The organism is Paenibacillus sp. 11B, from assembly GCF_030487755.1.
Taxonomy (GTDB): domain Bacteria; phylum Bacillota; class Bacilli; order Paenibacillales; family Paenibacillaceae; genus Paenibacillus; species Paenibacillus vandeheii.
In genome coordinates, this window is sequence record NZ_JAUKNS010000006.1 from 254,916 (window position 1) to 275,825 (window position 20,910).

The following is a 20,910-nucleotide window of genomic DNA, read 5'->3' on the forward strand; positions in this document are numbered from 1 at the left end:
CACCGTTATCATCAACCCTTGACTGCCCCAAGCATGGCACCGCTAACAAAATACTTTTGCAGCCACGGATAGACGAGAAGAATGGGTACGGTCGCAAAAACGACGGTCGCAGCCTTAAGGCTTTCCGGGGTTAATGGAGCGCGATTAGCACCCTCCATCAGCGTAAGTTCGCTCACCATATTGTTTTGTACCATTTGGAAGAGCTTGAGCTGTAAGGGATATAGCTGCGGATCATTAATATACAAAAGGGAATCCTGGAATCCATTCCAGCGTCCAACCGCATAGAAAAGGGCCAACGTAGCCAATACAGGCATGGATAGTGGCAATATAATTTTAAAGAGCGTGTGTACATGTGAACTGCCGTCAATCTCTGCCGACTCCTCCAAACTTTCCGGTATGCCTCTGAAGAAGGAAATGAGGATAATCAGGTTAAACGGACTCACCAGACCAGGCAGAATCAATGCCCAGACCGAATTAAGCAAGTTGAGATCACGAATGAGCAAGTACTCAGGTATCATCCCGCCGCTGAAGAACATCGTAATAATGATGACATACATAAAGAGCTTGCGCCCTTTCAGTTTTTTCTTGGTTAACGGATATGCAGCTGCAAGTGTGAATAGCATGCACAACACTGTGGTCACGACTGTTAGAACCGTTGTGAAACCCAGTGAATAGATCATCGATTGATCAGAAAACACCTGAATATACGCATCCCAATTGATTTCTTTGGGGAATATGGTCACTTCACCTGACGTAATCGCCCGGTTCGAACTGAGTGATATCGCAATCGTGTGCAGAAACGGAGCCAGACAAAATATAACAAACAAAATGATAAAGGAGATATTAACGATATCAAAAATCCGGTTTGAGGTGCGTTCACTCATATGCGCACAGCTCCTTTACTGATGGTCTATACAAACAAGCCGATTGGCGTATCTTTCATTCTTTAATAACCTACAAAATACCTTCACCGGTTGCTTTTTTTGAAATATAGTTGGAGCCAAGTACAAAGATAAGTCCCACAACGGCCTGGAACAAACCAACGACGGTTGCCAGTGTGTATTGTCCTGATTCAAGACCAACTCTGTATACAAAGGTACTGAGTACATCGGAATATTCACGCACAGCCGTGTTACCGATAATATAAGGCCGATCAAAACCGATACTGACCATATGTCCAAGATTGAGAATAAGCAAGGTCACGATGGTTGGTTTGATGCTCGGCAACGTAATATGCCAGATTCTCTTCAGCCGTGATGCTCCATCAATCTCAGCCGCTTCAAACAATTCCTTGTTCACGCCGGTTAATGCGGCCAGATATAGAATGGTTCCCCATCCTGCACTTTGCCAGACACCTGTGAACAGGTACGTCACAAGCCAGGGGTTCTTCTCTGTCAAAAATGGTATTGAATTTAACCCCATGCTCTCCAGCACACCGTTAACCATACCCGATTGATTACCAAACAATTGGTATACAATCCCCCCGATGATCACCCATGAAATAAAGTGAGGAATGTACAGAATCGTCTGTGATATTTTTTTAAACCATTTAAATCGAACTTCATAGAGCATGATTGCCAATATAATAGGTGCAGGGAATGAAACAATCAGATCAAGAAAATTCAGCATAAAGGTATTGCGTAGTGTGGTGTAGAAAACACGCATCCCAAATACCTCACGGAAAGCATCGAAACCGATCCACTCACTACCGTTAATGCCCTGAAACAGGTTGAAGTCTTTAAAGGCGATCTGAACACCATACATCGGTCCGTAGCGAAAGATCAAAAAGTAGATCAGCGGCAGTGAGATCAGTGCATACAATTGCCAATACCTTTTCAAGTATGTGATCGTCAAGTCGGTTTCCTCCTATCAACAAAGAAACGGCTGTGCCGCACAAATCAGCGGCACACGTCCCTTCCAAAGTTATGCGGTAACATGCGTATCTTATTTGGAGCCATGATGTGTAAGGATTATTTATTGAGTAACGATTACTTACTGAAGTGCTTCTTCAAGCTCTTTCTTCAATTCTGTGCCACCGAGCGACATGAAATCAGTCATTTCCTTTTCATAAACAGCTTCAAATTCTGCAGGCTTAGCCATCGCTGTTTTTACGATAAGCACTTTTAGCTTATCATTCAGCGCCGTCCCATATTTGGATTCCGCTGCAATTGGTTTGCTAAAAACGATCGGACCGATGGTGTCGGTGTTGGCAATGTTAATGGATTGTCTCATTAATTCCTGATTATTCTCCGGGAAGCCCGCGATCCATGCTGCTTCATTTACTTCCTGGTCTCCGATCACTTTGCCATTGGCGATAATAGCCATGTCACCGGAATTGTAGATGCGATCCTTCATTTCCTGTGTTGCGTCATTTTTGACAACTGGAATTCCATCGACCATCTCGTAATTTTCACCTTCGACGCCGCTGTACATATCAAGCAGATTATTTCCAGAAGCCATCCAATCCAAATATTTCACTGCTTCTACAGCTCGTTTGCTGCTCTTTGGAATCATGATATACATTCCGTTGCTGCCGTAACGTGATTTGATATATTTATTGTCAACATTGGCGTTTGTATAAGCGTCGATTGCTGCGACTTTGCTACCCGGCACGTTTTTGTACAAATTATCCAGCATACCGTCTGCGTACAGAATCTGACCTACATCTTCCGACATGTAACCGATGTTGCCATTTTGGAAGTCCTTAACCAATTGAGTTTTCTCTTCATCGAGACTGAAATCTTTGCTGATCAGACCTTCATTGTACAATTTGTTAAGGAACTGCATCGCGTCCTTAAAGCCTTCATGCAACGGTAGTTCGTATCGTTGACTGTACGTCAGTCCATCCTGAATCGGCTTGATAAACGAATAAATCAGTGTCTCATACTGAGCTGGCGCAAGTGCCATACCCATTGGGATGTTTTTGCTTCCCAGATTACCCGGATCTTTCTCTTTAAATGCTTTTAGCGTCTCGTAGAGCTCATCCGTTGTCGTTGGAGCCTTCATTCCAACTTTGTCGAGCCAATCCTGGCGGATATAAGAATTATAACGGGCAGTAATGGCACGTTTACCCGGAATGGCGAATTGCTGACCTTCAAGCTGACCAAACTTCAACAAGTCTTCACCCAAATATTCTTTTAGATTAGGTGCATGCTCATTAATAAGCTCACCTACGTCGGTAAGTCCCCCCTGCTGGGCATAGCGATAGAACACACTCGAGTCATATACAAATACAATATCCGGAACGTCACTGGCGCTAGCCATTAACACATTGAGCTTCGTCGTTTCCTCCGAACGCTGAACCGGTACGAATTGCACATCAATGTTATTTGGATCACCAAACTGTTCCTGGATCCATTTAGTCATATAGTTGTTGGTAATCGTATACGGTGAAGGGCTGTTACCACGATCAAAAACCTCGACTTTTAAGGTAACGCGCTCACCCTTGCCCGATGCGCTGCCCTCTGCTGTCTCTTGATCTGATGCAGATGAGCATCCAGCAAGTAGAGATACTCCCATTACCATCGTAAGTGCCAATCCCATCCATTTCTTAAGATTGCCTTTGGTTGCTTTTCCTGTCATTTTGTCATCCCCTTTGGCTTTGCGTGAATGTTTAAAGCTTGCCCAGAGTATTCCACATCTTTCCGTACGCTGGCAATAAACCTGTTTCGGAAACGCTTACATATGGATAATGGTTTATCCCTAGCGACGATTTTCGCAGACTGACGATTTTCGTAAAGGGGCCACAAACAGGAGTAAATCAGGGGCTTCTTGCATAAACGCAGGCTCCGGTCGGATTCCAGGCTTACACCAGCAGCAAAAAGGCGAACTTCTGCATGGCGCCTCTTGAGAGATACACCTGCATGAAGTCCACCCGTGCTTAGAGATTTAATTCGCAGCATGAGCCTATGGTTTACGACTCGGATTCGTGATGTTCACGTTTCAAACGGCGATAGTCACCTGGTGTAATACCCGCAACCCGTTTAAATACTCGTCCCAAAGTAATCCCATTGGCGTAGCCCACCTTCTGGGCGATGTCCTGTAACGAAAGATCCGTATTCTTGAGCAGCCGCTCCGTTTCCTTCATCCGCAATTCTGTAAGGAAGTCTACAAACTTCATATTGAACTCTGTCTTGAACAAATAACTCGCATGTTTGCCGGTAATCTGGAATCGATCACTCAGATGTTTCAGCGAAAGATCTGGATTCGCAAACTGTTCTTCAATATAGTTTCTCATTTCATTGACCATCGCTTTGTAGCTCTTGGTTTCAGTTACCGACACATAAGTTCTGAACAGATCCGTGAGGTCATCAAAAAGAATGTCCTTAACACCTTCAAGTGTCTCCGCTTCTTTCATCAGCATTAACCACTTGTTAATGTTTTCCTCCGATAATTTCTCCTGCAGCTGTTCAGACATGACCGCTACTTCACGGCTGAGCATCTGCAGCATCGCCTGAATCAAGGAGTGAATCTCATCATCCGGCAGCTTATCACGTTCAAATGCCGTGAAAATCTCCTCCAGCTGATCACGCCACTGACTGCTCGACATCCGAAACCGTTTAACAAAATCAGCAATCATCTGCAAATAAGTATAGGTATCCAGCAGCTGCTGCTGAGTTTCTCCATACCCGGCCAGTGCCACATCCCCGTCTCTCAGTAATCTGCGGTGCATCACAGTCTCAGCCGCCACGTATGATTCACGAATGGCCTTGATGCCCTCTGCAATCGGTCCGATACCGAAACTCAAGGATATACGCAGATTCTGCTCAACCCAAGATCGGCATTCCTCTGCAACCAGGCGAATCTGCTCTGTCATATCCACACTGCTGTCTGTGGACAGGAAAAGGATCGCAATCTGATCAGAGCTCACCCATTCCGTCCAGCATTGCATATCTGCATTGCGTGAGAGCTCTTGCAGAACGTTCATTAGCGCAAATTTAAGCGTATTCTGCTCACCTCTCGTGAACTGTTCCTGGAAGCCCTTCTCATAACGGTTGATTTCGCCAACCACAACAGCGAAGCATGACGAAGTATCCATACCCGTTAACGGGGAAAGATCCTTCAATCGTTCTACCGCATGATCCAGATTTTCTCCATTCAGCAGATCGTTAAAAAGTTTGCTGCGTTGCAGTAACACGTTTTCCCTGCTCTTTTTGTCCGAATCCATCATATGGTTGATCAGGTTTTCCAACACGCCATCAATCAATTTCATCTCATCGGTACGAGAGCCGGATTGTTCCAGCACCCGAATCTGATGCGCCTCAATCCGGTTCATAATGATCTGAATAGGCTTATAATTACGACGTGTGATATAGATGATATAGATAATAGCGCAGATGACTGTTACAACCGCAATGGCCACCCACACATAGGAAACGACCGAGACCCAGCCATACAGGTTTCCTTTCTTGATTCCACTGGAGATCGTCCACCCCAACCTTTCCAGCGAAAGGGTGTTCAGCTCTTGTCCTTCTACGGCACCTTCACGATCTGAATGCGCATCGTATACAACCTGACCGTTACTGTCAAGAATGCTCATGAAGGAAAGCTGTCCATTGACCATACTGTCAATACTCTGCTCAATACTGCTCATCTTGATATTAATGACAAGCACCCCATCCGAACCAAATGGCAGGGGCATGTCTTTATCTACCGTCAACACTCGAATAGGCGTACGCTGATTAACCCCCGCATCGTATTCCCTGACAGGCTGCCAGCCTGAAGCAAGAGAACCGGACTCAAGTTGGTTGATCCATGCCTTGTCTGAAAAGCTGTCTATATCCTTGGACCCGCTTGACGTTAAAACGCTTTCATTTTTCTTATCATATAAATATATCGATTGAATCCAAGGGTTGGAGCTCGTCAGCTCACGTAAACTCTGTGCAATGCTATACACGGTCTCTTTGCCCACCTGATTCTGGCTATTAAAATAGTACTTGTAGGCCTGTTCACTCTGCACCGCTTCCATCAACGAAAGCTCAATATCCCGGAGCGTCCGGTCCAGACTGTCCGCCAAATAACTGGAGGAGATGCGATCTGCTTTCCTTGTTTCTTCCCTGGAGATGTCATTAATGAAAACAAAAGCGATAAAAATGAGTACGGTCATGGTAAGAAAGAAAATAGGAAAATAAGAAAATAGTAGCCGATAATACCAAGTCCGGGACAATAGACCCCACTCCTCACTCCACGACACCGGTGTATATTGCCGTGGTTCTACTGTTCATTACATCCGTCACATCTCTGGGATTGAATCACCCTAACAGCACGCAGCCATAGAACTAATTTTAAGTTATTATAGCACAAGCCTTCAGGCAGCAAAGCAGGAATCGATTGTCTACGCTCTCTTATCACATCGGAATCCTTATCCTCATCCATGATCATAAAAAAACAAAAACCGTGCTGAGCAGCAAACTACTCCAACACGGTACAGTAAACCTGGATTCGCACATGTCTGTGCTGCATAGTTAAATCCCTGAATCTTTGAACAGCGTAGCCATAGACCCACCATCCACAATGATGCGAATAGCACGAGCAAGCATTGGAGCTACAGGTAACACTTTGAAGCATTCGGGATGATCATCAGGCAGTGCGATGGAGTCTGTAACCACCACCTCGGCTATAGAGGGATGATTGAGCTTACTTAGCGCCCCATCCGAGAACAGACCATGTGTTGCGCATACATATACGTTTTTGGAGCCACGCTCCTTCAACCCTTCAACAACATTGAGAATTGTCGTTCCGGTATCAATCAAATCCTCAATAATAATCGGAGTTCGACCCTCCACATCCCCAATGACGTGTGTAATGATTGATTCGTTATGGCTTGGCCGCTTCTTGATCATAATGGCAAAAGGGGAATCCAGACGATTCGCCAGTTTCTCCGCCATCGATGCTCGTCCCGCATCAGGGGAGACAACCACCGGATTTTCAATGCCTTTACTCAACAAATAATCACTAATGAGATCCAAGGATGTCATATGGTCCACTGGAATATTAAAGAATCCCTGAATTGCTGCTGCATGCAGATCAATGGTTACTACCCGGTTGGCTCCGGCGGTAGTTAACACATCTGCAACCATCTTGGCCGAGATCGGCTCACGCGGAGCAGACTTACGTTCCTGACGGGCATATCCGTAGTAGGGAACAATAATATTTACCGTACGGGCAGAAGCCCTTTTGGCTGCATCAATCATGACGAGCAATTCAACGAACAACTCATTAATCGGATGAGATAATGATTGAATCAGAAACACATCACAGTTGCGGATCGTCTCTTCGTAGTGAACGTATATTTCTCCGCTCTTGAACCGGGACAGTTTGATCTTGCCTAGTTGTACGCCCAGCTTGTCGCATACCTGTTCTGCCAGCTTAGGGTTCGATGAACCGGAAAAAATACGTAACGAATGCTGCATAATGCCCTCCCGAGGGTTGAAGTCCCTATATAATCCTTATCTAAAAGGTTATTTCCTACCCTCATTATACTCCACTGCTCTATACATTTAAAGAAAGGAACGAGCGCTGACGACCTTCAAAAACAGCTACCTCCGTACAGCCCAGCTCGCGCAGGAGCGCCTCGGCTTCAGGCAGGTAATCGCCAAGCTTCAACGGATCATGTGCATCGGAGCCAAGCGTGAGCGGAATCCCCAATTGAATAGCCTTAGTTAGCATCCGGCGACCGGGGAACATCTCTGCACATGGCTTCGATAATCCTGATGCATTGAGCTCCATAGCGCAGCCACTCTTTGCAATGCCTTGCAGCGCTGCATTTTCCAAAGCTACCCGCTCTTCCGTCTGCTCTGGTGCCGGAGCGAAGCCAAAGCGCTTGATGACATCCGCATGGCCCATAATATCGTACATTCCTGTAGCTGCCGCTTTGCTCACGGCATCATAGTACTGACGGTAAACTTCCAGTACGTCTTTGCCTTCCCAATGATGGGTCTGGCGAAAATCCGTAATATCCCATTCCCCGAGAAAGTGAACCGATCCAATCACATAGTCCCAAGGGTACCGCTCGATAATGGCCTGAATTTCTGTCTCCCAGCCTTCAATATAGTCGCCTTCGAGGCCGACACGCACATCAATCTGACCACGGTACCGCTCTTTCAGAGAAAAACACTCCTCCACATAACGCGGCAGCTCGTCCATAGCCATGGCCATCTCGGGATAATATTGAGCGGGATCTACATGCAGCAATGGCATGTGATCCGACAGCCCAATCTGAGATAGGCCAATTTCCACCCCACGCTGCACATAAGCCTCCAGCTTGCCAACAGCATGACCACACCGCTCATGGTGTGTATGATAATCTATGCGCACAGGTTCGCCTCCTAATCGCGGCGAGGCCGCTCGTGGCGACGGCTCAGCTCTGACATGATGTCATCCAGCGGCAGCTTGCGCTCTTGCAACAGTACGAGCAAGTGATACATCAGGTCACTGACCTCAAGGCGAAGCTCGTCATTGTCTTTATTTTTGGCGGCGATGATCGTCTCGGACGCTTCTTCACCGATTTTTTTCAAAATTTTATCCACGCCCTTATCAAACAGGTACGTCGTATATGCGCCTTCCGGACGCTCGCGTTCACGCTCTGCAATTACGGATTCCAGTTCAGCCAGTACTTCGAAACGACCTTCTGAGCTGGAACTTGCAGTCGTTGCACCCGATTCACTTGAAGCCTTGTCTCCGGGTTGCTCTGGCAAGCCCACGATTTCATTATGGAAACACGTTACTGCTCCGGTGTGGCAAGCAGGCCCATTTGGCTTTACCTCAACGAGCAAGGTGTCACCATCACAATCGTATTTCAATGAAGTAATCGTCTGTACATTGCCTGAAGTTGCGCCCTTGTGCCATAGCTCTTGACGCGAACGCGACCAGAACCACGTTTCACCGGATTCCAGCGATAATTTCAAGGATTCCCGATTCATATAAGCCATCATCAGAACTTGACGCGTCTCAGCATCCTGCACAATGGCAGGTACCAATCCGTCGCTCCAACGAATGTGCTCCACAACCTGCTCCAAGGATAATTGCTCCTTGATCTCATTGCTTACGTTAGTCACGGATCTCCACCCCTTGCTCTCTCAAATGTTGTTTTAACGCCGGAACGGCGATTTCTTTATAATGGAATATCGTTGCCGCCAGACCTGCATCCGCTTTACCTGTTGTGAACACATCATAGAAATGAGATTCCTTGCCCGCACCGCCCGAAGCAATCACCGGAATACGTACCGATTCAGATACCGCTGCGGTCAGCTTCAGATCGAATCCGTCCTTCGTTCCATCCGCGTCCATGCTTGTCAGCAAAATTTCTCCAGCACCTAATGTCTCCGCCTGCTTAACCCATTCCAGCGCCTTGATCCCTGAAGGTTTCCGTCCACCATGCGTATAAACCTCCCACTCGCCCCAAGCCTCATTATACTTGGCGTCTATTGCTACGACGATGCACTGGGAACCAAAGCGGCGCGCCCCATCCGCAATCAGCTGAGGATTAAGAACGGCTGCCGTATTTACAGCAATTTTATCCGCTCCTGCACGTAGAATGCGCTTCATGTCTTCCACCTTGGAAATGCCTCCACCCACGGTAAAAGGAATAGCGATCTCGCCTGCGGTCTGCCGCACTACTTCTTCCATCGTCTCGCGGCCTTCCACCGAAGCGGAGATATCGAGAAATACCAGTTCATCCGCGCCCTCGCGGTCATACAGCGCCGCCAGCTCTACCGGATCACCCGCATCGCGGAGATTGACGAAGTTAACGCCTTTGACGACCCGGCCGTCCTTCACGTCCAGACAAGGAATGATTCTTTTTGCCAGCATAATCCTCTTCCTCTCTCCTGATGATCGCATACCTGTATAAGTTCAACTTAGAATATTCACACTAGCCACTCCGATGACAGAACAACCTTACGATCGCTGTTATCCCCAGATTTTTTGATCCTTTTTTAAAGGGAAAATCCGGGGATAAAGGCGAACGTTTCACTTCTTCAGGTTATTTCTGTCCTCTCCGTTATCGTGCAAATGTTTATTTGAGCCTATATAGTATCGCTATTATTTATTAACCGCACGAACCGCTTCGGACAGATCGATGCTGCCCGTATACAGCGCTTTGCCCACGATTGCTCCTCCGACACCATCTTCCGCATGTTTGCTTAAACGAAGCAGATCATCCATGACACTAACTCCCCCGGAAGCAATCACCGTACGACCACTCGCCTTCGCAAGAGACACAATCGCTTCCACGTTAGGACCCTGCATCATGCCATCACGGGAGATGTCCGTGAAGATAAAGGTTTCCGCACCGAATGCCGCCAGTTCCTTCGCCAGCACCTCAGCCTGAACTTCCGATGTCTCAAGCCAGCCGCGTGTTGCCACATACCCATTACGTGCATCGATACCAATCGCTACTTTGTCTCCATATCGTCCCAGTACTTCTTCAGTAAAAGCGCGATCCTCGATAGCCGCTGTTCCGATTATAAGGCGACTCACGCCAAGACCGAGCAAACGCTCCACATCAGCTACTGTACGAAGACCTCCACCTACCTGTACAGGTACGTTCACGGCCGAAGCAATGCGTCCAATCAGTTCATCATTCACTGGATGTCCTGCTTTTGCACCGTCCAGATCCACCAGATGAACGTATGTACCACCTTGCTTCTCCCAGGAAAGAGCAACTTGAACCGGGTCATCGTTATATACCGTCTCCTGATTGTAATCTCCCTGCACCAGTCTTACACATTTGCCGTCCCGGATATCAATTGCCGGATATATGATAAAAGATGACATACAAGGCCTCCTGAATATATTCAAATTTGTCTCTATAAATTGAAACTAAAGAATATTTACACTTGCCACTCCGATGACAGAACAACCTTCCGATCGCTGTTATCCCCAGATTTTTTTGAATCCCTTATTTAAAGGGGAAAATCCGTGGATAAAGGCGAACGCTCCGCTTCTTCAGGTTATTTCTGTCCTCTCCGTTATCGTGTAAATGTTTAGTTCAATTTATATAGATTAGATTTTATATAAGTTTAGCTACGTATTAAGGATGAAATTAAAAAATCATATGATTCCAAATTATGATTACCCCTTCGATCCAGTCAATGCCAGGAAGTTTCCAAGCAACTTCATCCCCAGCTCTCCGCTCTTCTCCGGGTGGAACTGCATGCCGAAATTGGAGCCTCTGCCAACAATCGCCGTAACCGGATGTCCGTAATCCGTTACAGCCAATAGATCGCTCTCTACTTCCATACGTGCATGGTATGAATGGACAAAGTAGACATGACCTGCCTCAAGCCCCGCGAATAATGGATTTTCCGGATGCAGGAACTCCAATCGATTCCAGCCCATATGTGGAACCTTTAATTCTCCCGGTGCGAATCTCACCACTTGACCCGGCAAAATGTTAAGTCCCTCATGCTCACCATGCTCCTCACTTGAGCTGAACAACAACTGCATGCCCAGACAGATCCCGAGCAGCGGTTTGGGTCCAGCTGCAGCTTCCTTCACCACAGCGTCCAAACCACTTTCCCGCAAGTGCACCATGGCATCGCCAAACGCACCTACACCTGGCAGAATCACACCATCTGCACCAAGAATAGCATCCCGATCACCTGTGACCAGCGCTTCGTAGCCAAGACGTTCGACCGCTTTGCCGACGCTGTGCAGGTTCCCCATACCGTAATCGACAATTGCAATCGCCATCGTCTACAGCACTCCCTTCGTGGAAGGCACACCCGTTACACGTGGATCAATTGTTGTCGCCTCATCCAGTGCACGACCCAGTGCTTTGAAGATCGCTTCGATCATGTGATGTGTATTTTGCCCGTAGTGCACAATAACGTGCAATGTAATCCGAGCTTCCAGCGCTAATTTCCACAGAAACTCATGCACCAGTTCGGTCGAAAAGCTGCCCACTTGCTGGGATGGGTACTCTGCACGGTACTCGAAGTGAGGTCGGTTGCTCACATCAATCACAACCTGAGCGAGAGCCTCATCCATCGGCACAAATACACTGGCATAACGTTTGATGCCGCGCTTATCACCCAACGCTTCACGAAGTGTCTGCCCCAGACAGATCCCGATATCCTCCACCGTGTGATGGTCATCAATATCAACATCTCCGCGCGCCTGTACGTTCAGGTCGAATTGTCCATGCTTCGTGAACAGGTCCAGCATATGATTCAGGAAAGGTACGTCTGTTTCAATCTCGGATTGCCCCGTTCCATCTACGGCAAAAGCAAGCTGAATGTTCGTTTCATTTGTCTTGCGGTCTACCTCTGCCTGGCGTACAGCCCCCTTGTTCTGAAGGTCCAAACCATTATTCTGCTTATCCATTATCCGATTCCGCCTTTCCTTCCTGTTCTAACCGTACAGCAATCGCACGGGCGTGTCCTTCGAGCCCTTCATGCCGGGCCAGCTCTATAATAGCCGCTCCGTTTTGGAGCAACGCTTCCTTGCTGTAATAGATCAAACTCGATTTTTTGATAAAATCATCCACGTCCACAGGTGAACTGAATCGGGCTGTTCCATTGGTCGGAATAATATGATTCGGTCCCGCAAAATAATCCCCTACCGGCTCCGAGCTATACGGGCCGAGGAAAATCGCTCCGGCATTCTCGATCTGGCCTGCGTAAGCCATCGGCTCCTGCACCATGATCTCCAGATGCTCCGGTGCGAGCCGGTTCACCACATCGATTCCCTCATCAATGGAATCGACCACAATAATCGCGCCATACTGCTCCACGGAAGCAGCAGCGATATCGCGCCGCGGCAGCACTTCCAGCTGCTGCCGCACTTCGGCCTGCACGGCTTCCGCCAGCACGGCCGAGGTCGTGACGAGAATGGCCGATGCCATCTCGTCATGTTCCGCCTGCGACAATAGGTCGGCGGCGACATACACCGGATTCGCCGTATCATCGGCGAGCACCACAATCTCACTCGGCCCGGCGATACTGTCGATATCGACCGCGCCGTATACCTCGCGCTTCGCGAGCGCCACGTAAATATTGCCCGGTCCACAGATCTTGTCGACCGGAGCAATACTCTCCGTGCCGTAAGCGAGGGCGGCGATCGCCTGAGCGCCGCCAACCCGGTACATCTCGCTCACGCCTGCTTCAGCAGCAGCCACGAGAATGTACGGGTTAATGCCTTCGCCGCCGTTCGTTGACGGCGGCGTCACCAGAACAATCTCCGGCACGCCAGCCACCTGTGCCGGAATTACATTCATCAGCACCGACGACGGATATGCTGCTTTGCCGCCAGGTACATAGACACCGACCCGCTTCAGCGGTCGGATCACCTGGCCCAGCAGACTGCCGTCCGGTTGCCAATCCATCCATGAGTTCCGCTTCTGCTTCTCATGAAAAGCACGAATGTTAGCGGCGGCTTGCCGAATCGCCGTCACGAAGGAAGGCTCTACGGCTGCATAAGCCGCCTGCAGCTCTTCCTGCGGCACGCGCAGCTCTGCGGCCGTCAGCTTCGTGCGGTCCAGCTGCTCTGTGTAACGCAGCAATGCCGCATCTCCTTCCCGGCGAATGTCGCCGACAATGCGCCGTACCGTTTCATTTTGCTCCGGTGTACCGTACTCCACTTCCCGCTTCAGATCAAATTCCCGTGCAGGTATAATTTTCATGCGTACAACCTCCTTATCCCCTGTATAACGTAATCCCTGTCATGTATGTGCAGATTCGTTCCTGTTGTTTGTCATCACTTGCTTCTATCGTTTCATTCTTTGGTTATTTCCGTTTCTATATTTCCCGTTCATTAAAACCTTACATTCCTTGCTTATCTATGTTTAACCCCGAACTATACCCGCCGACAATTCATTCGATGCTGGAATGACCTGTTGGAGAGCATCGCATAATGCCTGAATCCGTGCGTTCTTCATCCGATAGCTTACCCGATTCGCGATAAGGCGGCTCGTGATATCCAGGATGCCTGTCATCTCAACGAGTCCGTTCTCCCGCAACGTCTGTCCGGTCTCTACCAGATCGACAATCCGGTCAGCCAGACCAATCAAGGGCGCCAGTTCGATGGAACCATTCAGTTTGATGACCTCTACTTGCTGTCCCTGTTCACGAAAATATTGGGAAGCGATTCTCGGATATTTTGTTGCCACCCGCTGCTGAATGCCAGGCGTCCAGTCGGGTAGTCCAATAACAGACATACGGCACTGCGCGATTCCCAGGTTCAACAATTCGTACACGTCCCGATTTTCCTCAAGCAGAACGTCCTTGCCAACAATACCAATGTCCGCTACTCCATATTCCACATAGGTAGGCACGTCCACAGGTTTCGCCATGATGAACTCCATCCCCGCTTCCGGCACTTCAATCACCAGTTTGCGTGTATCATCTACATCAACGGGAATATCAAGCCCGGCCTCACGGAACAATTTGGAGGCTTTCTTATAGATTCGGCCCTTCGGCATGGCAACCTTCAAAATATCCGACATCTCAGCGTCCCCCTCCATTTTCAGATCCGTATGTGATAACCTGCTCAGCCTGGATTGACTTGTTGCCTGTTAGAGCACCAGTATTCGTACTTGCCTCTGTTCCATCTCTAGGAAGAAGTTGCGTTACTACATTCTGACCGATACTGCGTAGTCGCGCCGCCTCCGTTAGAGCCTCAGCCCGGCGTTCCGAGTTATATTGAATAAGTACAGGCTTCTTCTCTTCCATTGTAATTCCATGAACACCATCGATAATCCGGTTCGTTTTGAGCGCAAACCCTGTAGCTGGAAGTGAACGGCCAAACTGCTGTAACAGATTGTCATATCGTCCGCCGCTGCATACCGGGGATCCGAGTTCGCCCGCATACCCTTCAAACGTCATGCCCGTATAATACGAGAAATCACCAATCATCGTTAGATCAATCAACACATGTTCGGAAACACCGTACGCTTCCAACACTTCAAATACCGCACATAAATGTGCAATCGATTTTGCTGCTTCAGTACTTGAACTCAGCTCTGCTGCGTGTGTACATACTTCTTTACCGCCACGCAGACGCAAAATGGCTTCAAGCTGCTCCTTCAGTTTCGGTTCCAGATTCAATGCTTCAATGGATTGGCGATAGCCGACATAATCGCGTCCCAGCAATCCTTCTTTCAACTGCTCCTGTTGTACCGTTTGCCCTGGAATGACTTCTTCCAGTAACCCGTTCAGAAATCCCATATGACCCATCGCAATTTTAAAGGAAGAAACACCCGCTGCCTGCAAAGAAGCAATTGCAAGTGCTACAACTTCTGCATCTGCCTCAGGCGAATCATCACCAACAAGCTCTACACCCGTTTGGAAAAATTCCGCCTCACGTCCCGCTTCCTCTTCTATAGAACGAAACACATTCGCATGATAGGACAGACGCAGCGGAAGCTCTTCATCCTTTAACAAAGAAGAAACCACTCGTGCAATTGGCGCTGTCAGATCCGATCTTAGCACCAATGTAGTCCCGCGACTGTTCAATAATTTAAACAACTTGCGATCCGATGTGGAGCTCGCTACACCTACGGTATCGTAGTATTCAATCGTTGGTGTAATGATTTGACGGTAACCCCAGCGTTCCATGCATTCCAGTACATTTCGCTCAATTGTTCGCAGCTTGGTCACCACATGTGGTGTATAGTCACGGAAACCTGTCGGTTTCTCAAAGCCTTTTGGTTTGGACATTGGTATTATTCACCCCGAGTCAGTAATTTAAGATTGGTAGACGTTCTATTTCAACAGGATTTATGTAGTGTAAATCCTCATTCTATCTTGTAACCTGATTTCTTATGGTTGCTGCCAGACAGCCTTCAAAACATGTTTCGTAAATGTTTAATTATGCTTACCTATACTTAACTTTCATCCCGATTCTTTAACATGGTAAAGTGCTAACAAACTAAAGGATATGGGATATGATAACATGAATGACCATCCATCGTCAACAAGACGGCACCTTTGGTTCACTTGTTAACGCATCCTCCATTTGTGATCACATTGCTCAAGAACAGTCTAATTATTTGTATACGAAAAAAGCTGCCATCAGCAGCTTCCATATTCCAGTCAGTTCAACTTTTATCTTCCCCTGACTGAACCAATACAGGTTAATTTCCGTATATTCGTTAACCATCTTTTCAGATATTTCTTAAATCCCTTTTCGTATATCCTTACATTTTTCCTGTATTCCTTTGTTTCCACCTGTTCTTGATTTCTTATGACGCGTCTTCTTACTCCAAATTTCCAGGAACAGGTTCATCAGCCTTTAAGACGATCTCCTCCATTGAAGCATTCGAGCGAGACAGATCACGAAGTGGATTCCCTCCAACAAAAGCCCCCGGAGCTACATCCTTATGAACCACTGCTCCTGCAGCTACAACCGCACCGTCCCCAATGGTCACACCTGGCAGAATAGTTGAATTTGCACCGATCAGCACATTTTCCCCGATAATCACCTCACCGAGTCTGTACTCCTTAATGAGATACTCGTGAGCAAGGATCGTGGTGTTGTAACCAATTACAGAATTTTCGCCCACCGTAATTTTCTCCGGGAAGAACACATCGACCATGACCATCAGTCCAAATGCCGTATGTTTACCCACCTTCATGCCGAGCATGCGACGATAGATCCAGTTCTTGACCGATAGAATCGGGCAGTACCGTGACAACTGAATCCAGATAAAATTGCGCACGCCTTTCCACGGACTCACGGTCTTGTAGATATGCCAAAGTGCGTTATGGCCTTCTACGGGATAGCGGGTTACTTTTCTCATGAACGTTCCGTTTCAATCAGCGTAAGCAAGTCCTTCATGTCGTGCAAAATGTAATCCGGTTTATATTCGCTCAATACGGCTTCTCCCTTAAGCGACCAGGCTACGCCTGCCGAAAGTGCGCCCGCATTCTGTGCCGATTGAATATCGACCGGACTGTCACCCACCATCAATGTTTTGGAAGGATCTGCACCCAACTCCTCGATTGCTTTTAGGACGGGTTCAGCATGCGGCTTGGGATGGGTTACATCGGTAACCGTCACAATCGATTTCATATATTTCAACAGGTCGAAACGCTCCAGCACCTTTAGTGAAGATGGACGAATCTTCGTTGTGACCACACCCATCACAATTCCTGCCTTATGAAGAGCTTCAACGACCTCAATGACGTGTGGAAATGGTTGCACCATCGCATCGTGATGTACATCATTGTACGCTCGATATCCTTTTACATACTCGGCAACATCCTCTTTCCCAGAGAATGTACGCATCTGATTCTCCAGTGTACCTCCCATATGAGGAATGATCTGTTCCCGCGTCCACGGCGTGGACACCTGCAGATCCTCCATTACGTGAAGGAAAGAGTTGATAATTAGCTCATTCGTGTCGATAATCGTTCCATCCAGATCAAACAAAACCGTGTCAATCATGCTGCATTACTCCTTTTTCTCTTCAGCTTGCTTCAGATCCTCTTTGGTCGAGACTGGAGTTACCGTGTCCTCTTTGCCTGCAACCGGGCCTGTATGCACTATATCATCCGCTGATTCTGAAGGAACCTTGGAAGATACAATCGGATCGCTATACCGCACATCTGCCTTGCCTGTCATTCTTCTCACAACGATGAAGACAATTGCAACAACAATGATGCCAATAGCCAGCAGCTGCGAAATTCTTACATTACCGTAAGCTGGATCAAGATATCCTTGCTCGAAGCCCATAGCTGTCATCGGGGACCATAACCCATTAACCATGGAGGCAACCCATTGCGGAGCCTGGAATCCCAGACTGTCGGTACGCAGCGCTTCGATAAAGAAACGACCAATCGAGTACCAGATAAAATAGGACATAAACAGCTCACCAGCACGCAGAAACTTCTGACGACGAAGCACTAGTAAGATGACCAAACCAACAAGACTCCACATTGATTCGTACAAAAACGCAGGATGGTGGAATACACCTTCCACGTTCATCTGATTTACAATAAAGTCTGGCAAATGAAGCTTGTCTCTCAAAAATGATTCTTCTACAGGACCGCCATAGGCCTCTTGGTTTACAAAGTTACCCCAGCGTCCGATCATTTGTCCAACAATCAGTCCAGGTGCACAGATGTCGGCCATGCGCCAAAAATTATACCCTTTACGACGGAAGAAAATGACTGCACATATGATCGCACCAATCAGTGCGCCGTATATGGCGATACCACCATTCCATATTTTAAAGACATCCCAGAAATTATCCTTATAATCGTCCCACCGAAATGCCACGTAGTATATGCGGGCACCGATAATAGCAGAAGGCACACCAAGCAGAACCATGTCCATGAACACTTCCTGCGGAATGTTATACCGTTTGCCTTCCCGGATCACAAGCAGCAAACCTACGAGTGCCGCTGTACCGAGAATAAGCCCGTACCAGTGAACCTTTAACGCTCCGATGGAGAACGCGATCGGGTTCAACAGTAATAATGTATCCATTCATTCACACTCCTATAAATTGACTCATTCATACGCATGACCAATTGCTGCATGTCTTCAACACTCTATACAGAGTACATCACATCAACAATTGGTCTTTTAGCATATAATAGATCCTTCTCTTCTTAGTCCATGTCTTCCATATCTTCAGAGATCGTTGCTGTCAGCTTGTTCGTAAATTGCAGTGCAGCATTCAGACCCATCTGCTTCAAGCGATAGTTCATTCCTGCTACTTCAATAATAACAGCCAAGTTCCGTCCCGGACGAACAGGGATCGTTACAAGCGGTACATCCGTATCAATAATACGTGTCGTCTCTTCATCCAGACCAAGACGATCATACTGCTTATCTTGCTGCCAAGCTTCCAGACGGACTACCAATGTAATCCGTTTATTATTGCGGACCGCACCCGCACCGAACAATGTCATTACGTTGATGATGCCGACGCCACGGATTTCAAGCAAATGACGGATCAACTCCGGTGCAGTTCCGTGAAGCTGGAAGTCTGATGTCTGACGAATTTCTACCGCATCATCGGCAATCAATCGGTGACCACGTTTCACCAGTTCCAGTGCCGTTTCACTTTTACCAATACCACTGCTTCCGGTGATTAACATCCCTACGCCATACACATCACAGAGTACACCATGAATTGTTGCTGTAGGCGCCAGCTTTTTCTCCAGGAATCCGGTAATCCGGCTGGACAGAATCGTTGTAGCCATGTTACTGCGCAGCACAGCCAGGTTCTGTTCTTCACTGATCTCAATAAGCTCCTGTGGCACTTCAAGTCCACGGGTTACTACGATACACGGCGTTTCTTCCGTACAGAGACGCTGCATCCGATCACGGCGCTCATCTTCTGGCAGCATTGCAAAAAAGGCCAGCTCTGTTCTACCAAGCAGCTGTACCCGTTCTTGTGGATGATATTCAAAATAACCGGCCATTTCCAGGCCAGGACGGTTCAAATCGTCTACTGTAATGACTCTCTTCAGTCCGTGAGATCCAGAAACAACCTCCAACTGGAACTGTTGTACCAATTCAGATACTTTCACTTTTTTCGCCATTTGTCTCTTCCTTTCAGCATTCGCTGCCCTCTATGTACATCAGCATTAGCGTCATTCCATTGCATTAATAGCGCATTCATGTTGTTTGTTACAGCATCTAACCTTCAAATAATCTTAAATGAATTCCGGGATGAATGCAATCTTGGCTTCACTCACCGATGAGTCAAAAAAGCCCCTTCCAGCAATAACGGAAGGGGCTCAGATTACAATGTATGATTGCGTTAACTGACAGATTTCATCGTTACCGATGAATCTCAGTGCTATTAGTCTTGAAGAAGAACGTTTGCTTCAGTCTCTTTGTCAAAGATATGAACTTTGTTCATGTCAATTGCCATTTTAACTGTGGAACCATCACGAGTGTTGGAACGTCCGTCTACACGTGCGATTGTAGTATCATTACCTACACCGCTCAAGTAGAGGAGCATTTCGTGACCCAGGTTCTCTGTTACGTCTACGTGTGTAGAGAATACAGAGTTCGGGGATGCTTCCAGGAATACCGGCTCTTCGTGAATGTCTTCTGGACGAACACCCAGAATCACTTCTTTGCCAATGTATCCTCTTGATTTCAGCACTTGTGCTTTACCTTGTGGGATTTCAACGTCCACACCAGGAGCTATGAAATGCAGGCTAGCACCTTGCTCAGCCAGTTTACCCGAGATAAAGTTCATTGTCGGGGAACCGATGAATCCAGCTACGAACAGGTTCGCCGGGTGGTTGTAAAGCTCTTCCGGAGAAGCTGCTTGTTGGATGATACCATCCTTCATAACAACGATCCGATCACCCATTGTCATTGCTTCGATTTGGTCATGCGTTACGTAGATAACGGTTGTTTCCAAACGTTTCGCAAGTTTAGTGATCTCAGCACGCATTTGACCACGCAGTTTGGCATCCAAGTTGGAGAGAGGCTCATCCATCAAGAACACTTGTGGATCACGGACGATCGCACGTCCCAGAGCGACACGCTGACGTTGACCACCGGACAAAGCCTTAGGTTTACGCTCAAGCAAATGCTCGATATCCAGGATTCTAGCTGCTTCACGTACACGTTTGTCGATCTCATCTTTTTTCACTTTACGCAATTTCAAACCAAACGCCATGTTTTGGTATACGCTCATATGCGGATACAAGGCATAGGATTGGAATACCATCGCGATATCGCGGTCTTTAGGAGCAACATCATTCACGACACGGTCGCCGATATAGAGTTTACCTTCAGAAATTTCCTCAAGGCCTGCGATCATACGCAGTGTTGTTGATTTACCACAACCGGACGGACCTACCAGTACCAGAAATTCTTTATCTTTAATGTCCAGGTTAATATCAACTACTGTTGCTTTATCAGAACCCGGGTATTTTTTGAAAATATGCTCTAAACGTACACCAGCCATGATTGTTGCCTCCTCAGAGATCATTT

The 20,910-nt window shown here is 47.5% G+C and carries 19 protein-coding genes; all 19 read right to left on the minus strand.

Going from position 1 to position 20,910, the window contains the following annotated elements; translation table 11 throughout:
- Positions 1-11: 11 nt before the first annotated feature.
- Positions 12-884, minus strand: coding sequence for a carbohydrate ABC transporter permease (locus tag Q0V21_RS25320; protein ID WP_301881152.1), 873 nt, complete (start codon positions 882-884; stop codon positions 12-14).
- A gap of 70 nt (positions 885-954) precedes the next feature.
- Positions 955-1,854 (minus strand): ABC transporter permease, encoded by a 900-nt coding sequence (locus tag Q0V21_RS25325; protein ID WP_301881153.1) that lies wholly within the window; start codon positions 1,852-1,854, stop codon positions 955-957.
- A gap of 138 nt (positions 1,855-1,992) precedes the next feature.
- Positions 1,993-3,582, minus strand: coding sequence for an extracellular solute-binding protein (locus Q0V21_RS25330; RefSeq protein WP_301881154.1), 1,590 nt, complete (start codon positions 3,580-3,582; stop codon positions 1,993-1,995).
- 331 nt (positions 3,583-3,913) lie between these two features.
- Positions 3,914-6,166 carry a helix-turn-helix domain-containing protein gene (locus tag Q0V21_RS25335; RefSeq protein ID WP_301881155.1) on the minus strand — a complete coding sequence of 751 codons (2,253 nt, stop codon included), beginning with the start codon at positions 6,164-6,166 and terminating at the stop codon, positions 3,914-3,916.
- A 298-nt stretch (positions 6,167-6,464) separates the two neighbouring features.
- Positions 6,465-7,412 carry a ribose-phosphate diphosphokinase gene (locus Q0V21_RS25340; protein WP_024634118.1) on the minus strand — a complete coding sequence of 316 codons (948 nt, stop codon included), beginning with the start codon at positions 7,410-7,412 and terminating at the stop codon, positions 6,465-6,467.
- 79 nt (positions 7,413-7,491) lie between these two features.
- The gene (hisJ, locus tag Q0V21_RS25345) at positions 7,492-8,316 is read right to left on the minus strand and encodes a histidinol-phosphatase HisJ (RefSeq protein ID WP_301881157.1); all 825 of its coding nucleotides are present in this window, start codon (positions 8,314-8,316) and stop codon (positions 7,492-7,494) included.
- Positions 8,317-8,327: 11 nt separating this feature from the next.
- Positions 8,328-9,056, minus strand: a complete 729-nt coding sequence (gene hisIE / locus Q0V21_RS25350) for a bifunctional phosphoribosyl-AMP cyclohydrolase/phosphoribosyl-ATP diphosphatase HisIE (RefSeq protein WP_079344980.1) — start codon at positions 9,054-9,056, stop codon at positions 8,328-8,330.
- Positions 9,049-9,810 (minus strand): imidazole glycerol phosphate synthase subunit HisF, encoded by a 762-nt coding sequence (gene hisF, locus Q0V21_RS25355; RefSeq protein WP_079344982.1) that lies wholly within the window; start codon positions 9,808-9,810, stop codon positions 9,049-9,051. Before hisF ends, hisIE begins: the two co-directional genes overlap by 8 nt.
- 231 nt (positions 9,811-10,041) lie before the next feature.
- The gene (gene hisA, locus Q0V21_RS25360) at positions 10,042-10,776 is read right to left on the minus strand and encodes a 1-(5-phosphoribosyl)-5-[(5-phosphoribosylamino)methylideneamino]imidazole-4-carboxamide isomerase (RefSeq protein ID WP_024634114.1); all 735 of its coding nucleotides are present in this window, start codon (positions 10,774-10,776) and stop codon (positions 10,042-10,044) included.
- A 297-nt stretch (positions 10,777-11,073) separates the two neighbouring features.
- Positions 11,074-11,694 carry an imidazole glycerol phosphate synthase subunit HisH gene (gene hisH, locus Q0V21_RS25365; RefSeq protein WP_301881158.1) on the minus strand — a complete coding sequence of 207 codons (621 nt, stop codon included), beginning with the start codon at positions 11,692-11,694 and terminating at the stop codon, positions 11,074-11,076.
- Between the two features lie 3 nt (positions 11,695-11,697).
- The gene (hisB, locus tag Q0V21_RS25370) at positions 11,698-12,327 is read right to left on the minus strand and encodes an imidazoleglycerol-phosphate dehydratase HisB (RefSeq protein WP_094939832.1); all 630 of its coding nucleotides are present in this window, start codon (positions 12,325-12,327) and stop codon (positions 11,698-11,700) included.
- A complete protein-coding gene (gene hisD, locus Q0V21_RS25375) occupies positions 12,320-13,624 on the minus strand; it encodes a histidinol dehydrogenase (RefSeq protein WP_301881162.1) in 1,305 nt (434 codons plus the stop codon). The genes hisB and hisD overlap by 8 nt, the downstream gene beginning before the upstream one ends.
- Positions 13,625-13,786: 162 nt before the next feature.
- Positions 13,787-14,446, minus strand: coding sequence for an ATP phosphoribosyltransferase (gene hisG / locus Q0V21_RS25380; protein WP_024634110.1), 660 nt, complete (start codon positions 14,444-14,446; stop codon positions 13,787-13,789).
- A gap of 1 nt (position 14,447) precedes the next feature.
- The gene (locus tag Q0V21_RS25385; RefSeq protein WP_024634109.1) at positions 14,448-15,659 is read right to left on the minus strand and encodes an ATP phosphoribosyltransferase regulatory subunit; all 1,212 of its coding nucleotides are present in this window, start codon (positions 15,657-15,659) and stop codon (positions 14,448-14,450) included.
- 539 nt (positions 15,660-16,198) lie between these two features.
- Positions 16,199-16,741, minus strand: a complete 543-nt coding sequence (locus tag Q0V21_RS25390) for an acyltransferase (RefSeq protein ID WP_024634108.1) — start codon at positions 16,739-16,741, stop codon at positions 16,199-16,201.
- Positions 16,738-17,388 carry a pyrophosphatase PpaX gene (gene ppaX / locus Q0V21_RS25395; protein WP_079350116.1) on the minus strand — a complete coding sequence of 217 codons (651 nt, stop codon included), beginning with the start codon at positions 17,386-17,388 and terminating at the stop codon, positions 16,738-16,740. The genes Q0V21_RS25390 and ppaX overlap by 4 nt, the downstream gene beginning before the upstream one ends.
- 6 nt (positions 17,389-17,394) lie before the next feature.
- Complete coding sequence (gene lgt / locus Q0V21_RS25400; protein ID WP_301881165.1) at positions 17,395-18,432, minus strand: prolipoprotein diacylglyceryl transferase; 1,038 nt, start codon at positions 18,430-18,432, stop codon at positions 17,395-17,397.
- A 125-nt stretch (positions 18,433-18,557) separates the two neighbouring features.
- Positions 18,558-19,496, minus strand: coding sequence for an HPr(Ser) kinase/phosphatase (hprK, locus tag Q0V21_RS25405; RefSeq protein ID WP_301881166.1), 939 nt, complete (start codon positions 19,494-19,496; stop codon positions 18,558-18,560).
- A 263-nt stretch (positions 19,497-19,759) separates the two neighbouring features.
- Positions 19,760-20,884: an ABC transporter ATP-binding protein gene (locus Q0V21_RS25410; protein WP_301881169.1), complete on the minus strand. Its 1,125-nt coding sequence runs from the start codon at positions 20,882-20,884 to the stop codon at positions 19,760-19,762.
- Positions 20,885-20,910: the final 26 nt, after the last annotated feature.